38 protein-coding genes and 1 pseudogene are annotated in these 26,511 nt (G+C 58.1%); 2 read left to right on the forward strand and 37 right to left on the reverse strand.

The window, feature by feature from the left end; all coding sequences use genetic code 11:
* The 5 genes and pseudogenes from mhpF to DM374_RS30370 form a co-directional block, all read right to left on the reverse strand.
* Nucleotides 1–501 (reverse strand): annotated as a pseudogene (gene mhpF / locus DM374_RS30350) (acetaldehyde dehydrogenase); the annotation flags it as partial.
* Between the two features lie 31 nt (nucleotides 502–532).
* Complete coding sequence (gene mhpD / locus DM374_RS30355) at nucleotides 533–1,327, reverse strand: 2-keto-4-pentenoate hydratase (RefSeq protein ID WP_110973232.1); 795 nt, start codon at nucleotides 1,325–1,327, stop codon at nucleotides 533–535.
* Between the two features lie 13 nt (nucleotides 1,328–1,340).
* On the reverse strand, nucleotides 1,341–2,198 hold the full coding sequence (locus DM374_RS30360; RefSeq protein WP_110973233.1) for an alpha/beta fold hydrolase: 858 nt from the start codon (nucleotides 2,196–2,198) through the stop codon (nucleotides 1,341–1,343).
* Nucleotides 2,199–2,200: 2 nt separating this feature from the next.
* A complete protein-coding gene (mhpB, locus tag DM374_RS30365; protein ID WP_110973234.1) occupies nucleotides 2,201–3,163 on the reverse strand; it encodes a 3-carboxyethylcatechol 2,3-dioxygenase in 963 nt (320 codons plus the stop codon).
* Nucleotide 3,164: 1 nt separating this feature from the next.
* Nucleotides 3,165–4,832 (reverse strand): bifunctional 3-(3-hydroxy-phenyl)propionate/3-hydroxycinnamic acid hydroxylase, encoded by a 1,668-nt coding sequence (locus DM374_RS30370; RefSeq protein ID WP_110973235.1) that lies wholly within the window; start codon nucleotides 4,830–4,832, stop codon nucleotides 3,165–3,167.
* A gap of 341 nt (nucleotides 4,833–5,173) precedes the next feature.
* On the opposite strand from DM374_RS30370, the gene DM374_RS30375 reads away from it, so the two are divergent.
* Nucleotides 5,174–5,974, forward strand: coding sequence for a DNA-binding transcriptional regulator (locus tag DM374_RS30375; RefSeq protein WP_110973236.1), 801 nt, complete (start codon nucleotides 5,174–5,176; stop codon nucleotides 5,972–5,974).
* 10 nt (nucleotides 5,975–5,984) lie between these two features.
* Here DM374_RS30375 and DM374_RS30380 read toward each other — a convergent pair whose 3' ends face one another.
* The 3 genes from DM374_RS30380 to DM374_RS30390 all read right to left on the reverse strand — a co-directional run bounded on the left by DM374_RS30380 (nucleotide 5,985) and on the right by DM374_RS30390 (nucleotide 8,881).
* On the reverse strand, nucleotides 5,985–6,605 hold the full coding sequence (locus tag DM374_RS30380; protein ID WP_110973237.1) for a hypothetical protein: 621 nt from the start codon (nucleotides 6,603–6,605) through the stop codon (nucleotides 5,985–5,987).
* 356 nt (nucleotides 6,606–6,961) lie between these two features.
* Nucleotides 6,962–7,477: a single-stranded DNA-binding protein gene (locus DM374_RS30385; RefSeq protein WP_095159993.1), complete on the reverse strand. Its 516-nt coding sequence runs from the start codon at nucleotides 7,475–7,477 to the stop codon at nucleotides 6,962–6,964.
* A 9-nt stretch (nucleotides 7,478–7,486) separates the two neighbouring features.
* Nucleotides 7,487–8,881, reverse strand: coding sequence for an MFS transporter (locus DM374_RS30390; RefSeq protein ID WP_095160022.1), 1,395 nt, complete (start codon nucleotides 8,879–8,881; stop codon nucleotides 7,487–7,489).
* A 129-nt stretch (nucleotides 8,882–9,010) separates the two neighbouring features.
* Between DM374_RS30390 and uvrA the strand changes: the two genes are divergently transcribed.
* Entirely contained in the window at nucleotides 9,011–11,845 is a 2,835-nt protein-coding gene (gene uvrA / locus DM374_RS30395; RefSeq protein WP_177431630.1) for an excinuclease ABC subunit UvrA, read from the forward strand.
* A gap of 65 nt (nucleotides 11,846–11,910) precedes the next feature.
* On the opposite strand, the gene bfr is transcribed toward uvrA, so the two are convergent.
* From bfr to rpsJ, 29 genes are all read right to left on the reverse strand, one after another.
* Nucleotides 11,911–12,375, reverse strand: a complete 465-nt coding sequence (gene bfr, locus DM374_RS30400; RefSeq protein WP_095159994.1) for a bacterioferritin — start codon at nucleotides 12,373–12,375, stop codon at nucleotides 11,911–11,913.
* A 282-nt stretch (nucleotides 12,376–12,657) separates the two neighbouring features.
* Nucleotides 12,658–13,044, reverse strand: coding sequence for a 50S ribosomal protein L17 (gene rplQ / locus DM374_RS30405; RefSeq protein ID WP_002555463.1), 387 nt, complete (start codon nucleotides 13,042–13,044; stop codon nucleotides 12,658–12,660).
* Between the two features lie 42 nt (nucleotides 13,045–13,086).
* Nucleotides 13,087–14,088: a DNA-directed RNA polymerase subunit alpha gene (locus tag DM374_RS30410; protein WP_003186012.1), complete on the reverse strand. Its 1,002-nt coding sequence runs from the start codon at nucleotides 14,086–14,088 to the stop codon at nucleotides 13,087–13,089.
* A gap of 22 nt (nucleotides 14,089–14,110) precedes the next feature.
* The gene (rpsD, locus tag DM374_RS30415; RefSeq protein WP_095159995.1) at nucleotides 14,111–14,731 is read right to left on the reverse strand and encodes a 30S ribosomal protein S4; all 621 of its coding nucleotides are present in this window, start codon (nucleotides 14,729–14,731) and stop codon (nucleotides 14,111–14,113) included.
* Nucleotides 14,732–14,746: 15 nt separating this feature from the next.
* Complete coding sequence (rpsK, locus tag DM374_RS30420; protein WP_002555466.1) at nucleotides 14,747–15,136, reverse strand: 30S ribosomal protein S11; 390 nt, start codon at nucleotides 15,134–15,136, stop codon at nucleotides 14,747–14,749.
* Between the two features lie 30 nt (nucleotides 15,137–15,166).
* Complete coding sequence (rpsM, locus tag DM374_RS30425) at nucleotides 15,167–15,523, reverse strand: 30S ribosomal protein S13 (protein ID WP_095159996.1); 357 nt, start codon at nucleotides 15,521–15,523, stop codon at nucleotides 15,167–15,169.
* A 131-nt stretch (nucleotides 15,524–15,654) separates the two neighbouring features.
* Entirely contained in the window at nucleotides 15,655–15,771 is a 117-nt protein-coding gene (gene rpmJ, locus DM374_RS30430; RefSeq protein WP_002555468.1) for a 50S ribosomal protein L36, read from the reverse strand.
* Between the two features lie 26 nt (nucleotides 15,772–15,797).
* A complete protein-coding gene (gene secY / locus DM374_RS30435; RefSeq protein WP_095159997.1) occupies nucleotides 15,798–17,129 on the reverse strand; it encodes a preprotein translocase subunit SecY in 1,332 nt (443 codons plus the stop codon).
* Entirely contained in the window at nucleotides 17,130–17,564 is a 435-nt protein-coding gene (gene rplO, locus DM374_RS30440; RefSeq protein ID WP_095159998.1) for a 50S ribosomal protein L15, read from the reverse strand.
* A 3-nt stretch (nucleotides 17,565–17,567) separates the two neighbouring features.
* Entirely contained in the window at nucleotides 17,568–17,744 is a 177-nt protein-coding gene (gene rpmD, locus DM374_RS30445) for a 50S ribosomal protein L30 (protein WP_010220317.1), read from the reverse strand.
* A 2-nt stretch (nucleotides 17,745–17,746) separates the two neighbouring features.
* On the reverse strand, nucleotides 17,747–18,247 hold the full coding sequence (rpsE, locus tag DM374_RS30450) for a 30S ribosomal protein S5 (protein ID WP_042123536.1): 501 nt from the start codon (nucleotides 18,245–18,247) through the stop codon (nucleotides 17,747–17,749).
* Nucleotides 18,248–18,250: 3 nt separating this feature from the next.
* Nucleotides 18,251–18,601 (reverse strand): 50S ribosomal protein L18, encoded by a 351-nt coding sequence (rplR, locus tag DM374_RS30455; protein ID WP_009397496.1) that lies wholly within the window; start codon nucleotides 18,599–18,601, stop codon nucleotides 18,251–18,253.
* 10 nt (nucleotides 18,602–18,611) lie between these two features.
* Nucleotides 18,612–19,145, reverse strand: coding sequence for a 50S ribosomal protein L6 (rplF, locus tag DM374_RS30460; protein ID WP_110973239.1), 534 nt, complete (start codon nucleotides 19,143–19,145; stop codon nucleotides 18,612–18,614).
* 12 nt (nucleotides 19,146–19,157) lie between these two features.
* Nucleotides 19,158–19,550 (reverse strand): 30S ribosomal protein S8, encoded by a 393-nt coding sequence (rpsH, locus tag DM374_RS30465; RefSeq protein ID WP_110973240.1) that lies wholly within the window; start codon nucleotides 19,548–19,550, stop codon nucleotides 19,158–19,160.
* Between the two features lie 206 nt (nucleotides 19,551–19,756).
* Complete coding sequence (rpsN, locus tag DM374_RS30470) at nucleotides 19,757–20,062, reverse strand: 30S ribosomal protein S14 (RefSeq protein WP_095160001.1); 306 nt, start codon at nucleotides 20,060–20,062, stop codon at nucleotides 19,757–19,759.
* A 13-nt stretch (nucleotides 20,063–20,075) separates the two neighbouring features.
* A complete protein-coding gene (rplE, locus tag DM374_RS30475) occupies nucleotides 20,076–20,615 on the reverse strand; it encodes a 50S ribosomal protein L5 (RefSeq protein WP_009397500.1) in 540 nt (179 codons plus the stop codon).
* Nucleotides 20,616–20,635: 20 nt separating this feature from the next.
* The gene (rplX, locus tag DM374_RS30480) at nucleotides 20,636–20,950 is read right to left on the reverse strand and encodes a 50S ribosomal protein L24 (protein ID WP_008374158.1); all 315 of its coding nucleotides are present in this window, start codon (nucleotides 20,948–20,950) and stop codon (nucleotides 20,636–20,638) included.
* 11 nt (nucleotides 20,951–20,961) lie between these two features.
* Complete coding sequence (rplN, locus tag DM374_RS30485) at nucleotides 20,962–21,330, reverse strand: 50S ribosomal protein L14 (RefSeq protein ID WP_002555479.1); 369 nt, start codon at nucleotides 21,328–21,330, stop codon at nucleotides 20,962–20,964.
* A 23-nt stretch (nucleotides 21,331–21,353) separates the two neighbouring features.
* Nucleotides 21,354–21,620 (reverse strand): 30S ribosomal protein S17, encoded by a 267-nt coding sequence (gene rpsQ, locus DM374_RS30490; RefSeq protein WP_031303185.1) that lies wholly within the window; start codon nucleotides 21,618–21,620, stop codon nucleotides 21,354–21,356.
* A gap of 2 nt (nucleotides 21,621–21,622) precedes the next feature.
* Nucleotides 21,623–21,814: a 50S ribosomal protein L29 gene (gene rpmC, locus DM374_RS30495; RefSeq protein ID WP_002555481.1), complete on the reverse strand. Its 192-nt coding sequence runs from the start codon at nucleotides 21,812–21,814 to the stop codon at nucleotides 21,623–21,625.
* The gene (gene rplP / locus DM374_RS30500) at nucleotides 21,814–22,227 is read right to left on the reverse strand and encodes a 50S ribosomal protein L16 (protein ID WP_009397508.1); all 414 of its coding nucleotides are present in this window, start codon (nucleotides 22,225–22,227) and stop codon (nucleotides 21,814–21,816) included. Before rplP ends, rpmC begins: the two co-directional genes overlap by 1 nt.
* Before the next feature lie 12 nt (nucleotides 22,228–22,239).
* Nucleotides 22,240–22,926, reverse strand: coding sequence for a 30S ribosomal protein S3 (gene rpsC / locus DM374_RS30505; RefSeq protein WP_095160002.1), 687 nt, complete (start codon nucleotides 22,924–22,926; stop codon nucleotides 22,240–22,242).
* A 14-nt stretch (nucleotides 22,927–22,940) separates the two neighbouring features.
* Nucleotides 22,941–23,273: a 50S ribosomal protein L22 gene (gene rplV, locus DM374_RS30510; protein WP_003103908.1), complete on the reverse strand. Its 333-nt coding sequence runs from the start codon at nucleotides 23,271–23,273 to the stop codon at nucleotides 22,941–22,943.
* Nucleotides 23,274–23,284: 11 nt separating this feature from the next.
* On the reverse strand, nucleotides 23,285–23,560 hold the full coding sequence (gene rpsS, locus DM374_RS30515; RefSeq protein WP_002555486.1) for a 30S ribosomal protein S19: 276 nt from the start codon (nucleotides 23,558–23,560) through the stop codon (nucleotides 23,285–23,287).
* A 16-nt stretch (nucleotides 23,561–23,576) separates the two neighbouring features.
* Entirely contained in the window at nucleotides 23,577–24,401 is an 825-nt protein-coding gene (rplB, locus tag DM374_RS30520; protein WP_095160003.1) for a 50S ribosomal protein L2, read from the reverse strand.
* Between the two features lie 14 nt (nucleotides 24,402–24,415).
* The gene (rplW, locus tag DM374_RS30525) at nucleotides 24,416–24,715 is read right to left on the reverse strand and encodes a 50S ribosomal protein L23 (RefSeq protein ID WP_009397515.1); all 300 of its coding nucleotides are present in this window, start codon (nucleotides 24,713–24,715) and stop codon (nucleotides 24,416–24,418) included.
* Complete coding sequence (gene rplD / locus DM374_RS30530; RefSeq protein ID WP_095160005.1) at nucleotides 24,712–25,314, reverse strand: 50S ribosomal protein L4; 603 nt, start codon at nucleotides 25,312–25,314, stop codon at nucleotides 24,712–24,714. The genes rplW and rplD overlap by 4 nt, the downstream gene beginning before the upstream one ends.
* Nucleotides 25,315–25,326: 12 nt before the next feature.
* Nucleotides 25,327–25,962, reverse strand: coding sequence for a 50S ribosomal protein L3 (gene rplC / locus DM374_RS30535; RefSeq protein WP_095160006.1), 636 nt, complete (start codon nucleotides 25,960–25,962; stop codon nucleotides 25,327–25,329).
* An 81-nt stretch (nucleotides 25,963–26,043) separates the two neighbouring features.
* Nucleotides 26,044–26,355: a 30S ribosomal protein S10 gene (gene rpsJ, locus DM374_RS30540; RefSeq protein ID WP_003186070.1), complete on the reverse strand. Its 312-nt coding sequence runs from the start codon at nucleotides 26,353–26,355 to the stop codon at nucleotides 26,044–26,046.
* Nucleotides 26,356–26,511: the final 156 nt, after the last annotated feature.

Consider the following 26,511-nt stretch of genomic DNA (forward strand, 5'->3'; position numbering starts at 1 on the left):
AGTGCCGGGGCCGGCGGATTTGCTGGCAATCGACGCGACGATTTCGGCGTAGTGAACCTTGGCGACACGGGACACGGCCGCGACCATCGGAATGGTCGCCTGGCCGCCACAAGTGACCATATTGACGTTGAGCTGAGCGAGGTTCTGTTCCAGGTTCACCACCGGCACACAGTACGGACCGATGGCGGCGGGCGTCAGGTCAATCAGGCGAATGCCGGGCTTGATCGAGCGCAGGAAGGCGTCGTTCTTGACGTGGGCGCCGGCGCTGGTGGCATCGAAGACGAAATCAATGTGCTGGAACTCCGCCATACGGGTCAGGCCTTGCACGCCTTCGTGGGTCGTGGCCACGCCCATGCGAGCGGCTCGCGCCAGCCCATCGGAGTTCGGGTCGATGCCGACCATCACCGACATTTCCAGGTGCTGCGCGTTACGCAGGATCTTGATCATCAAATCGGTGCCGATGTTGCCGGAACCGATGATGGCAACTTTGAGTTTTTTCATTGTGTTCATCTCTTGTGCACGCAGGTCGCAATCACTCGACCGTGAATTCCACGGCCACTTGGCCGATACCGTCGATCTCGGCTTCGAAGCGATCACCGGCGGCGACCGCGACCATCGGCCCGAGGGCGCCGGTGAGGATCACGTCGCCAACCCGTAACGGTTCGCCCAACCGGGCCATGGTCCGCGCCAGCCACACCGCAGCATTGAGCGGATGGCCCAGGCACTGGGCGCCGCTGCCGCTGGAGACTTCTTCGCCGTTGCGGGTCATGCGCATGGCCGCGTTGCGCAGGTCGACGCCATCAATGCGCCGCACTGGCCCGCCGAGCACGAAGCAGCCGCTGGAGGCGTTGTCGGCGACGGTGTCAACAAAACGGATGTTCCAGCCCGCCACCCGGCTGCCGACGATCTCCAGCGCCGGCATCACCCAACCGGTCGCCGCGAGAACCTCGGCAAAAGTGGTGTCCACGGCCGGAAGGTCGCGCTTGAGCACCAGGGCGATTTCCGCCTCGATCTTCGCTTGCTGCACACGGCCAAACGGCACGGTTTCGTTGTCGCCGTAGCACATGTCGGCGAACAGCGTGCCGAAGTCGGGCTGGTCGACACCCAGCTGGGCCTGCACCTTGGGATTGGTCAGGCCGATCTTGCGCCCCACCACGCGCCGCCCGCCGGCCACCGCATGGGCGATGTTCAGGCGCTGGATGGCGTAGGCCGCGTCGCCGTTGTCTTCGCCGATGCGCTCGCGCAACGGGGCGATGGCTTCACCGCTGGCTTCGGCCTGGCGCAGTTCGGCGGCCAGTTGATCCAGGATTTGTTGGGAAATTGTCATGCTCGACTCCAGGTCAGTGGCTGAGGAAATCCAGGACCATGCGGTTGAAAGCGTCGGCGTGTTCCCACTGCGCCCAGTGGCCGCAACGGTTGAACACATGCAGTTGCGCGTTGGGCAGACCCGCGAGCAGACGCAGGCCGGCGTCCATGGGCACGAAGCGGTCTTCGCGGCCCCAGATCACCAGGGTCTGGGCGCTGATTTCGTGCAGCCGTGGGCCGAAGTCGGGGAACTGCTTCGGATTGGCGGCCAGGCTGGAGACGAAGTTTTCCAGGTGGTCGCGGCGCGCCAGCATGTTGTCGAGGCGGGTCTGGAACAGTTCTTCGGTGAGGCTGCTGGCATCGAAGACGAAGACATTCATCATCTTCTTCAGGTTGTCGATGGTCGGCTCGCGGTACAGGCCGTTCAGCAACTTGATGCCCTCGGTGGGCATCGGCACGAATGGGCTTGCGCCGCCGGTCCCGCCGCCCATCAGCACCAGCTTGCCGACCCGCTGCGGGTTGGCGAGGGCAAAGGCGACGGCGCTGTGGCCGCCCATGGAGTTGCCGAGAATGTGCACGCGGTCGAGTTCGAGGGCGTCGAGCAGGCCCTTCAGGGCGCGAGCGTTGAGGTCCGAGCGCGAGCCGCGGCAGACGATCGGATCGCTTTTGCTCCAGCCCAGGCAGTCCATCAGGATCACCCGGTAACCGGCGGCGGTCAGTGGTTCGATGTTGCGGTTGAAGTTGGCCCAGCCGCTGGCGCCAGGGCCGGAACCATGCAGCATGACCACGGTTTCATCACCCTGGCCAACGTCGTTGTAATGCAGTTGCAGATCGAGATCGCCTTCCTGGATTCGAACCAGACGGCTGCTGGAGGCTTCGGTTGCGGTAGTCATGTTCAGGCTTCCTTCGATGCGGTGGATACGGGACGCGCCGCAAGGGCGCCGAAGCCGGCGATCCATTCCGGGATCGGCCGGTAATAGCGGTCGCTGGCCGCATAAGGACCGAACGCCGACATTGCGGCGAACGCGGCGACCCAGGTCTTCACTTCGTGGGTGGACTTGCCGGCCAGGGCGGACAGTTCGGCGTTGCTCAAGCCGTCCAGCTCGGCCAGCCGGCCTTCGCTGAGGGCGTCGAGGAACTGCTGGTCCCAGACCGGATTGAGCGGGTGCAGCGAATGCTGGTCCTCGACGAAGCGCCGAGCGGCCTGAATGACCCGCTGCTGGCGTGCTTCGCGTTCATCGGCCGGCAGGTTGCGGCCGCTGCCCATGAGGCGGTCGGCCATACGCGCATCCACCTTGGCCAACTCCGGCACCGGCGGCTGGTGCGACAGGCCACCGGAGCCGATGAACAGCACGCGTTTGTTCAGCGTCCGGGAGTACCGGCCAATCGCCTCGCCGAACAGGCGAGCGCGCTGGAAACCCGGCAACGGCACCGCGACCGAATTGATGAACACCGGGATCACCGGACAACGGTCAATGCCGCCGAGCAGCAGTTCCAAAGGCTGGGCGAAACCGTGATCGACCTGCATGCAGTAGGACACCGCGGCGTCCACGCCCGCCTCCAGCACCGCATCGGCGCAGGCCTCGGCGAGGTCTTTCGGTACGTTCAGCGGACCGGCGGCGGTGTCGAAATCGCCGATGGCCTGCGCCGACATGCCGATGCAGAACGACGGCATGACGTCATAGAAAAAGCCGTTGTAGTGGTCCGGCGCGAACAGGAACACCAGCTCCGGGTCGAAGGCCTCAACCTGGGCCCGGGCGTTGGCGATCACAGCGTCCACTTCATCCAGCACTGCCTGCGCGGGATCGACAAACCCCACCAACGGCGTGTGCGACAGGCATTGCACCAGGGCGGCCATCTCAAGCTACCTTGCTGGCGACAGGCTGGTTGACCAGCGGCGAGGTGGCATGAACCGCCTGCGCCAGTGCATCGCAAGCCTTGTCCAGCGTCTGTGGAATGGCCAGCGCCGCGAGGAAGCGGTCCGGGCGCACCACAGCGACGGAGGCTGGATAACGTCCAAACCACTCCTTCAAACTTCCGCTGCAATCGCCGACCCGGATCACGCCGTCGATGGCCTCGCGCCCAGCCTCCAGTTGCACGGCCGGCAGCACCTGAATGAAGCGGGTGCCGAGGCGTTGCCAGAACGCCACCTGTGCCGCGCTCAGGCCCCAGACCGGATTGGTGCCCCAGGCGATAATCGCGAAGTTGTCGCCGATCACGTCGTCCAGCAGTACCTGGCGGCCATCTTCGGTCTGCACCTTGGGCTGGATGAACATGCGGCCCACCGGCGAGTTCGCCAGTTGCGGCGTGCTGGCCACCAGGGCACCGGCGCTGTACTGCGGCATCGGCTTGAAGCGCATTTCCAGGAAGTAGCGTTTGACCGGCGGCAGGTAGTTGAGCAACCAGGAAATCCCGTCGCGCAGCGCGCCCTGCCAGCGCTTTGGCGGCGCCAGCACGTGGCCCGCCAGCACCGACAGATTGATCATCGCCCGGGCATGGTCGCGGCGCTCCAGTTCGTAGGTGTCCAACAGCCCTTCGCCGGCCAGGCCCTTGACCACCATCGCCAGTTTCCAGCCGAGGTTGCTGGCATCGCGCATGCCGCTGTTGTAACCCTGCCCCTGCCAGACCGGCATGATGTGCGCGGCATCGCCGGCAAGCAGGACCCGCTTGCTGCGGAACTGCCCGGCGAGACGCGCGTTGTGGGTGTAGACGCGGCTGCGGATAAGTTCGATGCGGTCCGGGTCCGGCAGCACCTTGGCCAGCAGGCGGCGCATGTTTTCCGGCTTGCTCAGTTCCGCCTCGGTTTCACCGGGCATCACCATGAATTCGAAGCGGCGCACGCCGTGGGGCAATGCGGCGGACACGTAGGGGCGCACCGGGTCACAGCACAGGTACACGTTCGGCGTGCCCAGCGGATCGTTGGCGATATCGACGACGATCCACTGGTTCGGCGCGGTCTTGCCGTCGAACGAAATGCCGAGGGTGCGACGCACGTAGCTGTTGCCGCCATCGCAAGCCACCAGATAGTCGCCGCGCACGGTTTCCTGGACTGCGCCGGGACCTTCCATACGCAGGCTCACACCGCTGTCATCCTGGGTGAACTCGGTGACGTCACGGCTGAACAGGATGCGCACATTAGCGAAGCGCTTCAGGCCGTTAAGCAACACGGCATCCACCTGCGGCTGGATAAAGGCATTGCGCCGCGACCAGCCAAATTCCTCCGTCAGCGGCTGAATATCGGCGAAGCAACGCCCTTTGGGCGTGAGGAAACGCATGGCGTGCCACGGCGTGGTGTGCGGCAGCACTTGGTCCACCAGACCGATGGCCTGCACGGTGCGTAGCGACTCATCATCGATGCCGATGGCGCGCGGGTAGTCGATCAGCTTATCGAGCTTCTCCACCACCAGCACGTCAATGCCGGACTGGCCGAGGTAGTTGGCGATCGCCAGGCCCACCGGGCCGGCACCTAGAACCACGACCTGGGCCTTGTGATCAGTCTGCGAGGAAAAGGTATGGGTTGTTTTCATTGTTTTTCACCGTATCGGACAGCGTCACGGCGGCCGGCTGGACAAACATCAGGCAAGCCGGGGCCAGCCCCCGAACCTGGAAAAGTTCGTGGGTGTGAAGGTTGCAAAAGGGTTCGGTGGGCGACCTTGCTCAGAGGTGGCAGGGCCGGGCCGTCAGAGCGTCAAGACGGCGCGTCGGGCAGAGAGGGGGCGCGGGCAGGCAGCATGGTGGTTTCCCTTGTAAGGGTGTTCGTTCTTGTTGGCGCTAGTATAAGAACGCCATTTCTTGCCCTACAATCAAAAACCGCCGCGCCGTGCACCTAGTGCACAGCACTGATTTACAACGAATTTCTGGTGAATTCATGGCATCTGAAGGCGAATCCGACTACAAGACCGTTCGCGGACTGACCCGCGGTCTGCTGCTGCTCAACACCCTCAACCACCTCGGCGGTGGCGCCAGCCCGACCCGTCTGGCCGAGCTGACGGGCCTGCACCGCACCACCGTGCGACGCCTGTTGGAGACCTTGCAGGAAGAAGGCTACGTACGTCGCAGCGAATCGGACGACAGCTTCCGCCTGTGCCTGAAAGTACGCGAACTGAGCGAAGGCTTCCGCGACGACCAATGGATCTCCGCCCTCGCCGCTCCGCTGCTGGCCGAGCTGCTACAGGAGGTGGTGTGGCCGACCGACCTCTGTACCCTGGACGTCGATGCCATGGTGGTGCGTGAATCGACCCACCGCTTCAGCCGACTGTCGTTTCACCGCTCCATCGTCGGCCGACGCCTGCCCATCCTGCTCACCGCCACGGGCCTGGCCTACCTCGCCTTCTGCCCGGATGCCGAACGCGAACGCATCATCGAGTTGCTGGCCAGCCGCGACGACGAAGACAGCCGTCTGGCACGCAATCCCGAAGCACTGGACAACCTGCTGCGCAAAACCCGCCACCGGGGTTACGGGGAAAACTTCATGACCTGGGACCAGGAAGAAAAGATCGCCTCCATCGCCGTACCCATCCGCGGCAAGCAGCAACTGCTGGGGTGCCTGAATCTGGTGTATGTGGCGAAGGCGATGAGTATCGAGCAGGCGGTTGTGCGTTATTTGCCTGCGTTGCAGAGGACGGCGTTGCGGATTGAGCAGGAGGCGAGCAGCACGATGAGCGCGTGAGCACTGAGTATCAACCTTCGGATTGATACTTGATCCAGAAATTTCCCTTACCCATATATCGGAGTGAGTAAGAACCATCGCGTAGCACACCCTCCTTTCCTGACAACTCATATTCGTCAGATAGAAACTGCTCACGCGATACACCTTTGGCCTCCCTGAAAAGCTTCACTCCAACTGAAGACAGAAAAACGCCAAGACTAAATACATAGCCTGGATAAAGTTGAATGTATTGAAAAAAGGTCGGACCAGATACGACACTTACCATGACGCTGTCAGGACCAAACAACATCATCAGCAATCCGGTCACTGCAATTACCCCACCAACCAACGTCAACAATAGATCGGGCACCTTATTGAGCGGACGACAGGAGGGATTTTCATCAATAAATTTTTCATATGCTTCGACAAAGCCTTTAACCTGAAACTTTTCGTCAACGCCAGATAGACTGACTGGAACCTTACTTTTCTTCGTGTGTTCTTCCCCACAAGCAACCTGTCGACCTGAATTCTCCATATGACCGGCATCTATATTGTCTGCATCTTCGCCTGAAAAATCTTTGCTCGCGTAGTTCTGCACCGAAGGTGAGAAGACTAATTTTTGTTTTTCCGACTCAACCAACTGTTCTTTCATGCGCATCTCCCGAAAGAGGCCAATACTACCTCGCATGATCCTCCGATAACGCCACGAACCCGCCAGACTATAAAAATCAGAATACGCCTACAGCGGGAACTACTAGGTACTACAGAAAGCAAGCCAGAAGACGAAAGAGTTCAACTGAATTGATCTAATCCAGCAACCAGTAAACTCGAACTAAAAATTCGACAGTTTGTCCAGCCAGCATTAGCCAGACTCATCACGCGCCCAGATATATTGGCCCTGGAGCATTGCCATTGCGCTGATCAATATCTTTAGACGGCAGAAACGAAGAACCCCCGCATGGCGGGGGTTCAGTGAGGCAACTCTACAAAGAGTTTCTACAGCTGATATCAGAACGGAATATCGTCATCAAAGCTGTCGAAATCAGGAGCCGGCTGCGGCGCTGGCTGCTGAGGAGCCGGACGCTGAGGAGCCTGCTGCGGACGAGGCGCCTGCTGGCGTGGAGCCTGCGGTGCCTGGTTGTAGTTGCCTTGCGGCGCACCGCCACCATCCTGGTTCTGCGGACGACCGCCCAGCAACTGCATGGTGCCTTGCATGTCGACGATGATTTCGGTGGTGTAGCGCTTGATGCCGTCTTTTTCCCACTCGCGGGTCTGCAGCTTGCCTTCGATGTACACCTGAGAACCCTTGCGCAGGTACTCACCAGCAATCTCGGCGACCTTGCCGAACATCGAGACGCGGTGCCACTCGGTGCGCTCGACCTTCTGGCCAGTCTGCTTGTCGGTCCACTGCTCGCTGGTGGCCAGGCTCAGGTTAGTCACGGCGTTGCCGTTCGGCAGGTAGCGTACTTCAGGATCCTGGCCACAGGTGCCGACCAATATGACTTTGTTAACCCCACGGGCCATAACGTTCTCCTAGGCTTCGCACGCCGCGGACGCCGGATTGACCAGGCGTTCCAGGGTCGAACGATCCAAAATTTGTGTATCCAGTTTGATATAGATGGCGGCTTCATCTGCCACCACCACTGCGTCGGTCACACCCGGCACGGCCTTCAGGCGCTCGGTCAAGCCCGCTTCGCGTAGCGCTTCGGGCGACAACGGCATGCGCAGGCTTGTCACATAAGGTGGTTCGCGCATGGTAACAGCTACGGCAAGCCAGAGCCCGCACAAACCCGCGCAGCCGAGGAACACCGTGGTCAGGCCACCATGCTGGAACATCCATCCACCCAATATCCCGCCCAGCGCCGCTCCGAGGAACTGGCTGGTGGAATAGACCCCCATCGCCGTGCCCTTGCCGCCGGCAGGCGACACCTTGCTGATCAACGACGGCAACGACGCTTCCAGCAGGTTGAAGGCGGTGAAGAAGATCACGGTCCCGATCACCAGGGCCGACAGGCTGTTCCCCCACTCCCAGAAGAATAGCTCCGTCAGCAGCAAGACACTGACCGCGCCCAGAAGGACACGTTTCATCTTGCGCTTTTTCTCACCATAGATAATGAAGGGAATCATTGCGAAGAATGAAATCAGCAGAGCGGTCAGGTACACCCACCAGTGCTCTTCCTTGGGCAGCCCGCCGCGCTCAACGAACGCCAGTGGCAAGGCAACGAAGCTGGCCATGAGGATGGCATGCAGGACGAAAATACCAACGTCCAGTCGCAGCAGGTCAGGGTGTCGCAAGGTCGGGCCCAGCGCTTGCTTCGCCACCCCGGACTCGCGGTGGTGCAACGGTCCGCTGGAAGCAGGCACGACGAACGCGATCAGAGCGATACCCACCAGTGCCATCGCCGCCGTCGCCAGAAACAGCCCGGACAGACCGAAGCTGCGGGTCAGCAAAGGCCCGACGACCATCGCCACGGCAAACGACAAACCGATGCTCATGCCAATCATGGCCATGGCCTTGGTCCGGTGCTGCTCGCGGGTCAGGTCCGACAGTAACGCCATTACCGCTGCCGAAATCGCCCCGGCACCTTGCAGGATCCGTCCGGCAATCACGCCCCAGATCGAGTCGGCCTGAGCCGCCAGCACACTCCCCAGCGCAAAGATCACCAACCCCAGGTAGATAACCGGACGCCGGCCGATGCGGTCGGATATGACGCCGAAGGGAATCTGCAATACCGCCTGGGTCAGTCCATAGGCGCCAATAGCCAGACCAATGAGTGCCGGCGTCGCGCCCGCCAGGTCCATGCCATAGGTAGCCAGTACCGGCAGGACCATGAACATGCCCAGCATACGGAAGGCGAACACCAGGGCCAGGCCGCCTGCGGCTCGGGTTTCGCTGCCGCTCATGCGTTCGCTGTGGGGATCGTGCATGGATAAACCTCGTGTGAACCGGCGGCGATTCTACCAGTCCCATCGTTTAACAGCATCTACGCGACGCTTTGCCGCGCACCGGCGGCGAGCCGTATACTGCTCCGTTTAAGCCCGCCAAGCGAGGCCGTAGTGGACAAGATCCTGATTCGTGGGGCGCGTACCCACAACCTGAAGAACATCGACCTGACTCTGCCCCGCGACAAGCTGATCGTCATCACCGGTCTGTCCGGCTCCGGCAAGTCTTCCCTGGCATTCGACACGCTCTATGCCGAGGGCCAGCGTCGCTACGTCGAGTCGCTGTCGGCCTATGCGCGGCAGTTCCTGTCGATGATGGAAAAGCCGGACGTCGATACCATCGAAGGCCTCTCGCCAGCGATTTCCATCGAGCAGAAGTCCACCTCGCACAACCCTCGCTCCACTGTCGGCACCATCACCGAAATCTACGACTACCTGCGCCTGCTGTATGCCCGCGTCGGTACGCCGCGCTGCCCGGACCACGACATTCCGCTGGAGGCCCAGACCGTCAGCCAGATGGTCGACCTGGTCCTGGCGCAGCCAGAAGGCAGCAAGCTGATGCTGCTGGCCCCGGTGATCCGTGAGCGCAAGGGCGAACACCTGGCGGTATTCGAGGAGCTGCGCGCTCAGGGCTTCGTCCGTGCCCGTATCAACGGCAAGCTCTGCGAGCTGGACGAATTGCCCAAGCTCGACAAACAGAAGAAGCACAGCATCGATGTGGTAGTGGACCGCTTCAAAGTCCGCGAAGACCTGCAGCAGCGTCTGGCCGAGTCTTTCGAAACCGCGCTGAAACTGGCCGACGGCATTGCACTCGTCGCACCGATGGATGATGAAGGCGGTGAAGAGATGATCTTCTCCGCACGTTTCGCCTGCCCGATCTGCGGCCACGCCATCAGCGAGTTGGAGCCGAAGCTGTTCTCCTTCAACAACCCCGCCGGCGCCTGCCCGACCTGCGACGGCCTGGGGGTCAAACAGTTCTTCGACGCCAAGCGCCTGGTCAATGGCGAGCTGACCTTGGCCGAGGGCGCGATCCGCGGCTGGGACCGACGTAACGTCTATTACTTCCAGATGCTCGGTTCGCTGGCGGCACACTTCGGCTTCAGCTTGGAAGTGCCGTTCAACGAACTCCCCGCTGACCGCCAAAAGATCATTCTCAGCGGCAGCGGTAACCAGAACGTCGACTTCAAGTACCTCAACGACCGTGGCGATATCGTCAAACGCTCGCACCCGTTCGAGGGCATCGTGCCGAACCTGGAGCGCCGCTATCGGGAAACGGAGTCGGCTACAGTCCGCGAGGAGCTGGCCAAGTTCCTCAGCACCCAGCCTTGCCCGGACTGCCGCGGTACCCGCCTGCGCCGCGAGGCGCGTCACGTGTGGGTTGGCGAAAAGACCTTGCCCGCAGTGACCGGCCTGCCCATCGGCGATGCAAGCCAGTATTTCGGTGGCCTGAAGCTGACCGGACGCCGTGGCGAAATCGCCGACAAGATTCTCAAGGAAATCTGCGAGCGCCTTCAGTTCCTGGTGAACGTCGGCCTCGATTACCTGACCCTTGATCGCAGTGCCGACACACTGTCCGGCGGCGAGGCCCAGCGCATCCGCCTCGCCAGCCAGATCGGCGCCGGCCTGGTCGGGGTGATGTATATCCTCGACGAGCCATCCATTGGATTGCACCAGCGCGATAACGACCGTCTGCTGGCCACCCTCAATCACCTGCGCGACATCGGCAACACGGTGATTGTGGTGGAACACGACGAGGACGCCATCCGCCTCGCAGACTACGTGGTCGACATCGGCCCCGGCGCGGGAGTACACGGCGGCCAGATCGTTGCCGAAGGAACACCCGCAGAAGTGATGGCGCACCCCGATTCACTGACCGGGAAATACCTCTCCGGGCGGATCAAGATCGCAGTCCCGGCCAAGCGCACACCACGCAACAAGAAGCTGTCGATCAAGCTCAAGGGCGCGCGGGGCAACAACCTGCAGAGCGTCGACCTGGAGATTCCAATCGGCCTGCTGACCTGCGTGACTGGTGTGTCCGGCTCCGGCAAGTCGACGCTGATCAACAATACCTTGTTCCCCCTCGCGGCCACCGCTCTCAACGGCGCCACAACCCAGGAAGCCGCCGCGCACGATAGTTGCGATGGTCTGCAGCACCTGGACAAGGTGGTGGATATCGACCAGAGCCCGATCGGCCGTACACCACGCTCCAACCCGGCGACCTATACCGGTCTGTTCACACCGATCCGCGAACTGTTCTCCGGTGTCCCGGAATCGCGCTCGAGGGGCTACGGCCCCGGCCGCTTCTCGTTCAACGTCAAGGGCGGGCGTTGCGAAGCCTGCCAGGGCGACGGGCTGATCAAGGTAGAGATGCACTTCCTGCCAGACATCTACGTCCCTTGCGACGTCTGCAAGAGCAAGCGTTACAACCGCGAGACACTGGAGATCAAGTACAAGGGCAAGAACATCCACGAGGTGCTGGAAATGACCATCGAGGAAGCCCGCGAGTTCTTCGATGCGGTGCCAGCGCTGGCTCGCAAGCTGCAGACGTTGATGGATGTGGGTTTGTCCTACATCAAGCTCGGGCAGTCGGCTACAACGCTGTCGGGCGGCGAGGCACAACGGGTCAAACTGTCCCGCGAGCTGTCCAAGCGCGATACCGGCAAGACCCTGTACATCCTCGATGAACCCACCACAGGCCTTCACTTCGCGGATATCCAGCAGTTGCTCGATGTACTGCACCGACTGCGCGACCACGGCAATACCGTGGTGGTGATCGAGCACAACCTGGATGTGATCAAGACCGCAGATTGGCTGGTCGATCTTGGCCCGGAAGGTGGTTCCAAGGGCGGTCAGATCATCGCCTGCGGCACACCAGAAGAAGTGGCGAACATGAAACAGTCCCACACCGGGCACTACCTCAAGCCGCTGCTGGAACGGGACAAAGCCTGATCCACTCCTGAAATGAAAAAGCCCCTGTCGCTCACACGACAGGGGCTTTTTTGTAGCTGGGCTGATTACATCTGCGATTGCAGGTAGTTCTCCAGCCCCAGCGACTTGATCAAGCCTTTCTGCTTCTCCAGCCAGTAGGTGTGATCTTCTTCGGTGTCAGCCAGTTGCAGACGGAGGATGTCGCGACTGATGTAGTCCTTGTGCAGCTCGCACAGCTCGATGCCTTTGCACAGTGCCGCACGGACTTTGTATTCCAGGCGCAGATCGGCGGCGATCATGTCTGGCACGGTCGCACCGATATCCAGATCGTCCGGACGCATGCGCGGTGTACCTTCCAGCATCAGGATGCGGCGGATCAAGGCATCAGCGTGTTGAGCTTCTTCTTCCATCTCGTGATTGATGCGTTCGTAGAGCTTGCTGAAGCCCCAGTCTTCGTACATCCGCGAGTGAATGAAGTACTGATCACGTGCCGCCAGTTCGCCCGTCAGCAACGTGTTGAGATAGTCGATTACGTCCGGGTGACCTTGCATCGTCCCGCTTCTCCCTGTGTGAAAGCCATAGTTTGAACCAGGATGACTGGGAGGTCACTGTGATTTACTCATAAATGTCGAAAAAAGCGGGCGAACAGTAGTGATTTTCATTGAAAAGCGTCCAAATGAGGGAGTTTCTTCTTATCACTTCGAGTTAAGCGCAATGTTTCTTCAAAACTGTGCAACAGCAGACTGCACATCGACTGGGCGATAAAGAAAACCAATCCACAGAAAACAAAAAACCGGGCACTAGGCCCGGTTTCTTGTTCAAGACTGTTCGTCTTACTCAGCAGCTTCTACCGAGCCACCGACAGGACGATCAACCAGCTCGACGTACGCCATAGGCGCGTTGTCGCCAGCGCGGAAACCGCACTTGAGGATACGCAGGTAGCCGCCCTGACGGGTGGCGTAGCGCTTGCCCAGATCGTTGAACAGCTTGCCGACGATTTCTTTCGAACGAGTACGGTCGAAAGCAAGGCGACGGTTAGCTACGCTGTCTTCCTTGGCCAGGGTGATCAGCGGCTCGGCAACGCGGCGCAGTTCCTTGGCTTTTGGCAGGGTAGTTTTGATCAGCTCGTGCTCGAACAGCGACACCGCCATGTTCTGGAACATGGCCTTGCGGTGAGAGCTGGTACGGCTCAGGTGACGTCCACTTTTACGATGACGCATGATTCATTCCTTACCAAACACTACGTTCGGTGATTACGACGATCAGGCAGTCGCCTTGTCGTCTTTCTTAAGACTTGCAGGCGGCCAGTTGTCGAGGCGCATGCCGAGGGACAGACCACGGGAAGCCAGAACGTCCTTGATTTCAGTCAGGGACTTCTTGCCGAGGTTCGGAGTTTTCAACAGCTCTACTTCGGTGCGCTGAATCAGATCGCCGATGTAGTAGATGTTCTCCGCCTTCAGGCAGTTGGCCGAACGCACGGTCAATTCCAGATCGTCAACTGGACGAAGCAGGATCGGATCGATCTCGTCTTCCTGCTCGACTACCACGGGTTCGCTGTCACCTTTGAGGTCGACGAACGCAGCCAACTGCTGTTGCAGGATGGTTGCAGCACGACGGATAGCCTCTTCAGGATCCAGGGTACCGTTGGTTTCCAGATCAATAACCAGCTTGTCCAGGTTGGTACGCTGCTCGACACGGGCGTTTTCCACCACGTATGCGATACGGCGAACCGGGCTGAACGAAGAGTCAAGCTGCAAGCGACCAATGCTGCGGCTTTCGTCTTCATCGCTCTGACGCGAATCGGCCGGCTCATAACCACGACCACGAGCTACGGTGAGCTTCATGTTCAAAGCGCCGTTGGACGCCAGGTTAGCGATTACGTGATCGGGGTTAACGATCTCGACATCATGATCCAGCTGAATATCGGCAGCGGTAACCACCCCCGAACCCTTCTTCGACAAGGTCAGCGTAACTTCGTCACGACCATGCAGTTTGATAGCCAGGCCTTTAAGGTTCAACAGGATTTCAATGACGTCTTCCTGTACACCTTCGATCGCGGAGTACTCATGGAGTACACCGTCAATCTCGGCCTCGACTACTGCACAGCCAGGCATAGAGGACAACAGGATGCGGCGCAGCGCGTTGCCCAGGGTATGGCCGAAACCACGCTCGAGAGGCTCGAGCGTGATCTTAGCGCGGGTTGGACTGACGACCTGCACATCGATGTGGCGGGGCGTCAGGAACTCATTTACCGAAATCTGCATGGATGCACCTATTTTCTAGCCCTTACTTGGAGTAGAGCTCGACAATCAGGTTTTCGTTGATGTCGGCAGACAGGTCGCTGCGAGCAGGAACGTTCTTGAAAACGCCCGACTTCTTGGCAGCGTCCACTTCTACCCACTCAACGCGGCCACGCTGAGCGCACAGTTCAAGGGCTTGAACAATGCGCAGCTGGTTCAGCGATTTCTCGCGAACTGCGACCACGTCACCCGGACGAACTTGGTAGGACGGAACGTTTACAGTCTTGCCGTTTACGCTGATCGCTTTGTGCGAAACCAGCTGACGGGATTCGGCACGGGTAGCGCCAAAGCCCATACGATAAACGACGTTATCCAGACGGCATTCGAGCAGTTGCAGCAGGTTCTCACCAGTAGCGCCTTTCTTGGAAGCCGCTTGCTTGTAGTAACCGCTGAACTGACGCTCGAGCACGCCGTAGATACGACGGACTTTTTGTTTCTCACGCAGCTGGGTGCCGTAGTCGGACTGACGGCCACGGCGCTGACCGTGGATACCTGGGGCTGCTTCGATGTTGCACTTCGATTCCAGAGCGCGAACGCCACTCTTCAGGAACAGATCGGTGCCTTCACGACGAGACAGTTTGCATTTTGGACCAATGTAACGTGCCATTTATCTGTCTCCTGATTACACGCGACGCTTCTTCGGCGGACGGCACCCGTTATGCGGGATTGGCGTCACGTCGGTGATGCTGGCGATCTTATAGCCGCAGCCGTTCAGTGCACGAACAGCGGACTCACGACCTGGACCTGGACCCTTGACGTTGACGTCGAGGTTCTTCAGGCCGTATTCCAGCGCAGCTTGACCAGCACGTTCTGCAGCTACCTGAGCGGCGAACGGGGTCGATTTGCGGGAACCACGGAAACCCGAACCGCCGGAGGTAGCCCAGGACAGAGCGTTACCTTGACGATCGGTGATGGTCACGATGGTGTTGTTGAAAGACGCGTGGATGTGGGCGATGCCATCAACCACTGTCTTTTTGACTTTTTTACGAGGACGAGCAGCAGGTTTTGCCATGTCTAAATTCCTGTCGATTCGCTGGTGCGATTACTTGCGGATCGGCTTGCGCGGACCTTTACGGGTACGGGCATTGGTCTTGGTACGCTGACCGCGTACTGGCAGACCCCGACGATGACGCAGACCGCGGTAGCAGCCCAGGTCCATCAACCGCTTGATTTTCATGTTGATGTCGCGACGCAGGTCACCTTCGGTGGTGAACTTCGCAACTTCGCTACGCAGCTGTTCAATCTGCTCGTCGCTCAGATCCTTGATCTTTGCGGCTGGGTTTACCCCAGTGTCTGCACAGATTTTCTGTGCAGTGGTGCGACCAACACCGTAGATGTAGGTCAGCGAGATAACAGTATGCTTGTTATCTGGAATGTTAACGCCTGCAATACGGGCCATTCAGTGGGACTCCAATTGACAGCTACCTACGCCCCGGAAGCCAAGAAATAGGGCGCGAGATAATATCGCTGTAGAAACAATTAATCAACCCAGCAGCACACTAGCTGCTGGGCTTGAAGCACAAATCACACTCAGCCTTGGCGCTGTTTGTGACGTGGTTCCGCGCTGCAAATTACTCGAACGACACCTTCGCGGCGAATAATTTTGCAGTTACGGCACAGTTTTTTCACCGATGCACGAACTTTCATCACCAACTCCTCGAACCTTAGGGGTTTCAGCGCAGCAGACCGCTGCCACCGTAGCCTTTCAGGTTGGCTTTCTTCATCAGGGATTCGTACTGGTGCGAAACGAGGTGCGATTGTACTTGGGACATAAAGTCCATCACAACCACTACCACAATCAGCAACGAGGTCCCGCCAAGGTAGAACGGAACGTTTGCTGCGACCACCAGGAACTGGGGAAGCAGGCACACGGCCGTCATATAAAGAGCACCGAACATGGTCAAACGGGTCAGAACGCCATCAATGTAGCGCGCCGACTGCTCGCCAGGACGGATACCCGGAATAAAGGCACCGGACTTCTTCAGGTTTTCCGCTACGTCTTTCGGATTGAACATCAACGCCGTATAGAAGAAGCAGAAGAAAATGATCCCTGCACTAAACAGCAGAATATTCAACGGCTGACCAGGAGCGATCGACTGCGAGATGTCCTGCAACCAGCCCATACCTTCAGACTGACCGAACCAGGCACCCAACGAAGCCGGAAACAGCAGAATGCTGCTTGCGAAAATAGCCGGAATAACACCGGCCATGTTCACTTTAAGCGGCAAGTGGCTCGTCTGCGCAGCGAAGACCTTGCGGCCCTGCTGACGCTTGGCGTAGTGAACAGCAATACGACGCTGACCACGCTCGATGAAGACCACAAAACCGATAATCGCTACTGCCAGCAAACCGATAGCGACCAGGGCGAAGATGTTGATATCGCCTGTACGCGCAGACTCGAAAGACTGCCCGATTGCTCTCGGAAGACCGGCAACGATACCCGCGAAAATAAGCATCGAGATACCGTTGCCCACACCGCGCTCGGTAATCTGCTCGCCCAGCCACATCATGAACATTGCGCCGGCCACAAACGTGGAAACCGCAACGAAATGGAAGCCGAAACCAGCAGCAAACGCCACACCCTGACCAGCCAGACCAATGGACATGCCAATGGCCTGGACCAGCGCCAGGGTAACGGTGAGGTAGCGGGTGTACTGGCTGATCTTGCGACGGCCAGCTTCACCTTCCTTCTTCAACTGCTCCAGCTGTGGGCTGACAGCGGTCATGAGCTGCATGATGATCGATGCCGAAATGTACGGCATGATCCCCAGTGCAAATACGCTCATACGCTCCAGCGCACCGCCGGAAAACATGTTGAACAAGCTAAGAATGGTCCCCTCATTCTGTCGAAACAGTTCCGCCAGCCGCTCAGGGTTAACGCCTGGTACCGGGATGTGTGCGCCTATTCGATAGACGATGATCGCCAGGAACAGAAAACGCAGACGAGCCCAGAGTTCAGACATTCCGCCTTTGCCGAGCGAAGAGAGAGCACCTTGCTTAGCCATTTATTCCTCGAACTTGCCGCCAGCTGCTTCGATAGCCGCACGTGCACCTTTGGTGACGGCGATACCCTTGATGGTGACCGCGCGAGTAACTTCGCCCGACAGCATGATTTTCACACGCTGTACGTTCTGGTTAATCACGTTGGCGTCCTTCAGGGACTGAACGGTAACAACGTCGCCTTCCACTTTGGCCAGCTCGGACAGACGCACTTCTGCGCGGTCCATGGCTTTCAGGGAAACGAAGCCGAACTTCGGCAGACGACGGTGCAGCGGCTGTTGACCGCCTTCAAAGCCAGGAGCGATGGTGCCACCGGAGCGGGAGGTTTGACCTTTGTGGCCGCGGCCACCAGTCTTACCCAAACCACTACCGATACCACGACCCGGACGATGCTTCTCGCGACGGGAACCCGGCGCTGGACTCAGATCATTGAGTTTCATCGATTAACCCTCGACGCGCAGCATGTAGTAAGCCTTGTTGATCATCCCGCGATTCTCGGGAGTATCCAGGACTTCTACAGTGTGACCGATGCGGCGCAGACCCAGGCCTTTAACACACAGTTTGTGGTTAGGCAGACGGCCGGCGGTGCTTTTGATCAGCGTTACTTTAACGGTAGCCATGATCAGAGAATCTCCTCAACGCTCTTGCCACGCTTGGCAGCAATGGACTCAGGAGATTGCATAGCCTTCAGACCCTTGAAAGTGGCGTGAACCACGTTTACAGGGTTAGTCGAGCCGTAGCACTTGGCCAGGACGTTCTGAACGCCAGCAACTTCCAGGACGGCACGCATGGCGCCACCGGCGATGATACCGGTACCTTCGGAGGCAGGCTGCATGTAAACCTTCGACGCGCCATGGGCGGACTTGGTTGCGTACTGCAGAGTGGTGCCATCCAGGTCAACCTGAATCATGTTGCGGCGAGCAGCTTCCATAGCCTTCTGGATCGCAGCAGGTACTTCACGCGACTTACCACGGCCGAAACCAACGCGACCCTTGCCATCACCTACCACGGTCAACGCGGTGAAGGTGAAGATACGGCCGCCTTTTACGGTCTTGGCAACGCGGTTAACCTGAACCAGCTTCTCGATGTAGCCTTCGTCGCGCTTTTGATCGTTATTTGCCATAACTTAGAACTCCAGCCCGCCTTCACGAGCAGCATCAGCCAGCGCTTTGACGCGGCCGTGATACTTGAAGCCGGAACGGTCAAAGGCAACTTGAGATACACCGGCGGCTTTCGCGCGCTCAGCTACCAGCTTGCCAACCTTAGTGGCCGCGTCGATGTTGCCGGTGGCGCCATCACGCAGTTCTTTGTCCAAAGTCGAGGCACTGGCCAAGACTTTGCTGCCGTCGGCCGAGATGACCTGGGCGTAGATATGCTGCGAGGAGCGGAACACGCAGAGACGCACGACTTCGAGTTCGTGCATTTTCAGGCGTGCTTTGCGAGCGCGACGCAGACGAGTAACTTTTTTGTCGGTCATTTGCTATGCCCTACTTCTTCTTGGCTTCTTTACGACGGACTACTTCGTCCGCGTAACGCACACCCTTGCCTTTATAAGGCTCTGGTGGACGGAAGTCGCGGATTTCAGCGGCCACCTGACCTACCAGCTGCTTATCGATACCCTTGATCAGGATGTCGGTCTGGCTTGGAGTTTCAGCGGTGATACCGGCTGGCAGTTCGTAGTCCACTGGATGCGAGAAGCCGAGCGCCAGGTTGAGCACGTCGCCTTTGGCTTGTGCTTTGTAACCAACACCGACCAGCTGGAGCTTGCGCTCGAAGCCTTGGCTTACGCCTTGGACCATGTTGTTTACCAGGGCACGGGTAGTACCGGCCATAGCGCGGGTCTGTTGATCGCCGTTGCGAGCAGCGAAACGCAGCTCACCAGCTTCTTCGATCACTTCTACAGACGAGTGAACATTCAGTTCGAGAGTGCCCTTGGCACCCTTCACCGAAAGCTGTTGGCCGGCGAATTTTACTTCGACGCCAGCGGGCAGCTTAACGGGGTTCTTAGCGACGCGAGACATGCTTATCCCCCCTTAGAACACTGTGCAGAGAACTTCGCCGCCAACACCGGCAGCGCGCGCAGCACGATCCGTCATCACACCTTTGTTGGTGGAGACGATAGACACGCCCAGACCGCCACGTACTTTCGGCAGTTCATCGACGGACTTGTACTGACGCAGACCTGGACGACTTACGCGCTTGACTTCCTCGATGACCGGACGGCCTTCGAAGTATTTCAGCTCGATGGAGAGCGATGGCTTTACTTCGCTGCTTACTTGGTAGCCAGCAATGTAACCTTCGTCTTTCAGAACTTTGGCGACCGCAACCTTCAGAGTGGACGAAGGCATGCTTACGACGGACTTTTCAGCCATCTGGGCATTACGGATGCGAGTTAGCATGTCCGCTAACGGGTCCTGCATACTCATGGGCTAGACGCTCCTGATGCAAAAAAAATTAGCCTTTCGGCTACTACTGTCGCCCGAAGCCGCACGGAAAAACCCGGGCTCAGGCGAGCCGGTCATTCTAGACACATACCAAAAACGAAACAAGCCCCAAAAGGGGCTTGTTTCGATGCCGTGTCACCGGTGGTCGGAAGATCGCTCTTCCATCACCGGGACACTGCAGGTGCGTCTTACCAGCTGGCTTTGACCAGACCTGGAACGTCACCGCGCATTGCTGCTTCACGCAGCTTGTTACGGCCGAGGCCGAACTTGCGGTAAACGCCATGTGGACGACCGGTGATGCGGCAGCGGTTACGCAGGCGCGAAGCGCTGGCGTCACGTGGCTGCTTCTGCAGAGCTACAACCGCAGCGAAACGCTCTTCTGGAGTTACTTCCAGATTAACGATGATCGCTTTGAGCTCAGCACGCTTCTTGGCGAACTTAGCAACCGTCAGCTGACGCTTCAGCTCGCGGTTTTTCATGCTCTTCTTGGCCATTTTCCTACTCCAATCAGTTGCGGAACGGGAATTTGAAAGCACGCAGCAGGGCGCGACCTTCGTCATCCGTACGAGCAGTGGTGGTCAGGGTAATGTCCAGACCGCGCAGAGCATCGATCTTGTCGTAGTCGATTTCCGGGAAAATGATCTGCTCTTTCACGCCCATGCTGTAGTTGCCACGACCATCGAAGGACTTGGCATTCAGGCCGCGGAAGTCGCGAACCCGAGGCAGGGAGATCGCCAGCAGGCGGTCCAGGAACTCGTACATACGATCACGGCGCAGAGTGACTTTGACGCCAATCGGCCAACCTTCACGGACTTTGAAGCCTGCGATGGATTTCCGAGCGAAAGTCACAACGGCTTTTTGACCGGTGATCTTTTCCAGGTCAGCAACAGCGTGCTCGATGACTTTCTTGTCGCCGATCGCTTCGCCCAGACCCATGTTCAGGGTGATCTTGGTAACGCGCGGAACTTCCATCACGTTCGCCAGCTTAAGTTCTTCCTTAAGCTTCGGAGCGATTTCCTTCCGATAAATCTCTTTCAGTCGTGCCATGGTCTTCTACCTAGCAGTGTTCAAGCATCAACCGCTTTTTGGGTCGACTTGAAGACACGAATTTTTTTGCCTTCTTCTACTTTGAAACCAACGCGGTCAGCCTTGTTGGTTTCGCCGTTGAAAATGGCGACGTTGGAAGCGTGCAGAGGCGCTTCTTTCTCGACGATACCGCCTTGTACGCCCGACATCGGGTTAGGCTTGGTATGACGCTTCACCAGGTTGATCCCACCAACGACCAGACGGTCGTCAGCGAGCACCTTCAGCACCTTACCGCGCTTACCTTTGTCTTTGCCGGCGATCACGATGATCTCGTCGTCACGACGAATCTTTTGCATGTCGGATCTCCTTACAGCACTTCTGGGGCGAGCGAGACGATCTTCATGAACTTCTCAGTACGAAGTTCACGGGTCACTGGCCCAAAGATACGGGTGCCGATCGGCTCTTGCTTGTTGTTCAACAGAACAGCAGCGTTGCCATCAAAGCGAATGATGGAGCCGTCAGCGCGACGAACACCGTGGCGAGTGCGGACTACAACAGCAGTCATCACTTGGCCTTTTTTCACTTTACCGCGCGGAATTGCTTCCTTGACGGTTACTTTGATGATGTCACCGATACCGGCGTAACGGCGGTGCGAACCGCCGAGAACCTTGATGCACATGACGCGACGAGCGCCGCTGTTATCGGCCACATCGAGCATGGATTGAGTCTGAATCATAAAATTTCTCCGACCCTTAGCCCTTAGACTTCAACAGCGCGTTCGAGAACTTCAACCAGCGCCCAGGACTTGGTCTTGGCCAGCGGACGGGTTTCACGGATGGAAACCTTGTCGCCGATATGGCATTGGTTGTTTTCGTCGTGCGCGTGCAGCTTAGTCGAACGCTTAACGTATTTACCGTAGATCGGGTGCTTTACGCGACGCTCGATCAGAACGGTGATGGTCTTGTCCATCTTGTCGCTGACGACACGGCCAGTCAGCGTACGGACGGTTTTTTCAGCTTCAGCCATGATCACTTACCTGCCTGCTGGTTGAGCACAGTTTTCACGCGAGCAATGTCACGCTTAACTTGCGAGAGCAGGTGCGACTGCCCCAACTGGCCAGTTGCTTTCTGCATACGCAGATTGAACTGGTCGCGCAGCAGGCCGAGCAGTTGCTCGTTCAGCTGCTGTGCTGATTTTTCACGAAGTTCATTCGCTTTCATCACATCACCGTCCGCTTAACAAAGGAGGTGGCGAGAGGCAGCTTTGCAGCAGCCAGGGCGAAAGCCTCACGCGCCAGCTCTTCAGAAACACCCTCGATCTCGTACAGGACTTTGCCTGGCTGAATCTGGGCAACCCAGTACTCAACGGAACCTTTACCTTTACCCATCCGCACTTCGAGAGGCTTCTTGGTAACCGGCTTGTCCGGGAATACACGGATCCAGATCTTGCCGCCACGTTTTACGTGACGAGTCAGAGCACGACGTGCCGACTCGATCTGGCGAGCGGTGAGACGACCGCGAGCAACAGCTTTCAGGGCGAACTCGCCGAAGCTGACCTTGCTACCGCGCAGTGCCAGACCACGGTTGTGGCCAGTCATCTGCTTGCGGAATTTTGTACGCTTTGGTTGCAACATTTGGCGTACCCCTTACTTAGCAGCTTTTTTACGAGGCGCTGGTGCTTGTGGTTTCAGTTCTTCTTGGCGACCACCAATAACTTCGCCTTTGAAGATCCAAACCTTGACACCGATCACACCGTAAGTGGTGTGAGCTTCGTAAGTGGCATAGTCGATATCGGCACGCAGGGTGTGCAGTGGCACACGACCTTCGCGATACCATTCAGTACGTGCGATTTCAGCACCGCCGAGACGACCGCTCACTTGGATCTTGATGCCCTTGGCACCAATACGCATGGCGTTCTGTACGGCGCGCTTCATAGCACGGCGGAACATGACACGACGCTCCAGCTGCTGAGCTACGCTCTGAGCAACCAGCATACCGTCGAGCTCCGGCTTGCGGATCTCTTCGATATTGATGTGCACAGGCACACCCATTTGCTTGGTCAGGTCCTGACGCAGTTTCTCAACATCTTCACCTTTCTTCCCGATAACGATACCTGGACGAGCGGTGTGGATGGTGATGCGTGCAGTTTGGGCCGGACGATGAATATCGATACGGCTCACGGACGCGCTTTTTAGTTTGTCTTGGAGGTACTCACGGGTTTGCAGATCCTTCAACAGGTAATCTGCGTAAGTCCTACCGTCGGCGTACCAGACGGAGGTGTGCTCCTTGACGATTCCCAGGCGAATGCCAGTGGGATGTACTTTCTGACCCATCTGTATCGACTCCGTTACTTGTCCGCAACCTTGACAGTGATATGGCAAGACCGCTTGACGATGCGATCAGCGCGGCCTTTGGCACGCGGCATGATGCGCTTCAGCGAACGCCCTTCGTTGACGAAAACGGTGGAGACCTTCAGGTCATCAACGTCTGCGCCTTCGTTATGTTCGGCGTTGGCTACGGCCGACTCGAGGACTTTCTTCATGATTTCAGCAGCTTTCTTGCTGCTGAAGGCCAACAGGTTGAGCGCTTCGCCCACCTTCTTCCCGCGGATCTGGTCGGCGACCAAGCGGGCTTTCTGGGCGGAGATTCGAGCGCCCGACAACTTAGCGGCTACTTCCATTTCCTAACCCCTTAACGCTTGGCTTTCTTGTCAGCCACGTGCCCGCGGTAGGTGCGGGTACCGGCAAACTCGCCCAGTTTATGGCCGACCATGTCTTCGTTCACGAGAACTGGGACATGTTGACGACCGTTGTGTACCGCGATGGTCAGACCGACCATTTGTGGCAGGATCATCGAACGACGCGACCAGGTTTTAACTGGTTTGCGATCGTTCTTTTCCGCCGCCACTTCGATCTTCTTCAGTAGGTGAAGATCGATAAAAGGACCTTTTTTCAGAGAACGTGGCACTGTCGTATCCCTCTATTTACTTGCGACGACGGACGATCATTTTGTCGGTACGCTTATTACCACGAGTCTTCGCACCCTTGGTCGGGAAGCCCCATGGCGATACCGGATGACGACCACCGGAGGTACGACCTTCACCACCACCATGTGGGTGGTCAACCGGGTTCATGGCAACACCACGAACGGTTGGGCGAACGCCACGCCAGCGTTTGGCACCAGCTTTACCCAGCGAACGCAGGCTGTGCTCGGAGTTCGAGACTTCGCCCAGAGTCGCACGGCACTCAGCCAGTACTTTACGCATTTCGCCAGAGCGCAGACGCAGGGTCACGTAGACACCTTCGCGAGCGATCAGCTGAGCCGAAGCACCAGCGGAACGAGCGATTTGCGCACCTTTACCCGGCTTCAGTTCGATGCCGTGAATGGTGCTACCGACTGGGATGTTACGCAGCTGCAGCGAGTTGCCCGGCTTGATAGGAGCCAGAGCACCTGCGATCAGCTGGTCACCAGCGCTCACGCCTTTAGGGGCGATGATGTAGCGACGTTCGCCGTCCGCATAGCACAGCAGAGCGATGTGAGCAGTACGGTTTGGATCGTATTCGATACGCTCGACAGTGGCGGCGATGCCGTCCTTGTCATTGCGACGGAAGTCGACCAGACGGTAATGCTGCTTATGACCACCACCAACGTGACGAGTGGTAATACGGCCATTGTTGTTACGACCACCAGACTTCGATTTTTTCTCGAGCAGCGGTGCGTGAGGAGCGCCTTTATGCAGCTCCTTGTTGACCACCTTGACCACAAAACGGCGGCCAGGGGAAGTCGGTTTGCATTTAACGATTGCCATGATGCACCCCTTCCTTACTCAGCACTGCTGCTGAAATCGAGATCTTGGCCTGGTTGAAGGGAGATGATCGCCTTCTTCCAGTCATTACGCTTGCCCAGGCCGCGAGCGGTGCGCTTGGTCTTACCCAGAACGTTCAGGGTAGTTACGCTTTCCACTTTCACGCTGAACAGGCTTTCGACGGCCTTCTTGATTTCCAGCTTGGTTGCGTCAGTAGCAACCTTGAAAACGAACTGGCCTTTCTTGTCAGCCAGAACCGTGGCCTTCTCGGAAACGTGCGGGCCAAGTAGAACTTTAAATACGCGTTCCTGGTTCATCCCAGCAGCTCCTCGAATTTCTTCACGGCCGACACAGTGATCAACACTTTGTCGTATGCGATCAGACTGACCGGGTCGGAGGCCTGTACATCGCGCACATCAACGTGCGGCAGGTTACGGGCAGCCAGGTACAGATTCTGATCAACAGCATCAGAAACGATCAGTACGTCGCTCAGACCCATGCCATTCAGCTTGTTCAGCAGGTCTTTGGTTTTCGGTGCTTCAACAGCGAAGTCTTGAACCACGACCAGACGGTCGGTACGCACCAGCTCAGCGAGGATGGAACGCATTGCTGCGCGGTACATCTTCTTGTTGAGCTTCTGCGAGTGATCCTGAGGACGAGCTGCGAAAGTGGTACCACCGCCACGCCAGATTGGGCTACGGATAGTACCGGCACGAGCGCGACCAGTACCCTTCTGACGCCATGGGCGCTTACCGCCACCAGATACGTCGGAACGGGTTTTCTGTTGCTTGGTGCCTTGACGGCCGCCGGCCATGTAGGCCACGACTGCTTGGTGAACCAGCGTCTCGTTGAATTCGCCACCGAAAGTCAGTTCGGAAACTTCGATCGCTTGAGCGTCATTTACATTTAGTTGCATGTCAGCTTCCCCTTAACCGCGAGCCTTGGCAGCCGGACGCACAACCAGATTGCCACCAGTGGCGCCTGGAACGGCACCCTTGACCAGCAACAGATTGCGTTCAGCGTCGACGCGCACTACTTCCAGGGACTGAACGGTCACGCGCTCGGCGCCCATGTGACCGGACATTTTCTTGCCCTTGAATACACGACCAGGAGTCTGGCACTGGCCGATAGAGCCCGGGACGCGGTGGGAAACGGAGTTACCGTGGGTGTTGTCTTGACCGCGGAAGTTCCAGCGCTTGATGGTACCGGCAAAGCCTTTACCCTTGGACTGACCGGTAACATCTACCAGTTGGCCTGCAGCGAAGAGTTCAGCGTTGATCAAGTCGCCAGCCTGGTATTCGCCGTCTTCAAGACGGAATTCCCAGACACCACGACCAGCGGCAACGTTTGCTTTAGCGAAGTGACCTGCTTGAGCAGCAGTCACGCGCGAAGCACGACGCTCACCGACAGTGACTTGCACTGCACGATAGCCATCGGTTTCTTCAGTTTTGAACTGGGTGACGCGATTCGGCTCGATCTCAATGACCGTGACCGGAATGGAGACACCTTCTTCGGTGAAAATGCGGGTCATACCGCACTTACGACCGACTACACCAATAGTCATGTTGTAAACCTCATGAGTGTACGGGGCTTTCACCCGCTATGGCCGCCCATTTCAGAGCGTTACACGACTAAGACCCAAGTCTTAGCCGAGGCTGATCTGCACTTCCACACCTGCTGCAAGATCAAGCTTCATAAGTGCATCAACGGTTTTATCCGTTGGCTGGACGATATCCAGAACGCGCTTATGAGTACGGATCTCGTACTGGTCGCGCGCGTCTTTGTTGACGTGCGGGGAGACCAGAACGGTGAACCGCTCTTTACGGGTAGGCAGTGGAATTGGACCACGTACCTGAGCACCAGTACGTTTCGCGGTTTCCACGATTTCCTGGGTGGATTGGTCGATCAGGCGATGGTCAAAAGCCTTCAACCTGATACGGATTTGCTGATTTTGCATTGGATTTCAGACTCCAGGCTGCTATTCCCACCGGGCGCACTACGCCCGTTAAAAGGAGGCGTGATTCTATAGACGCCCCCATTAGGTGTCAACCCAATAAAAAAACCCCCGCTAAGCGGGGGTTTTTTCATCGATCGAAATTACTCGATGATTTTG

The organism is Pseudomonas huaxiensis, assembly GCF_003231275.1.
Taxonomy (GTDB): Bacteria; Pseudomonadota; Gammaproteobacteria; order Pseudomonadales; family Pseudomonadaceae; genus Aquipseudomonas; species Aquipseudomonas huaxiensis.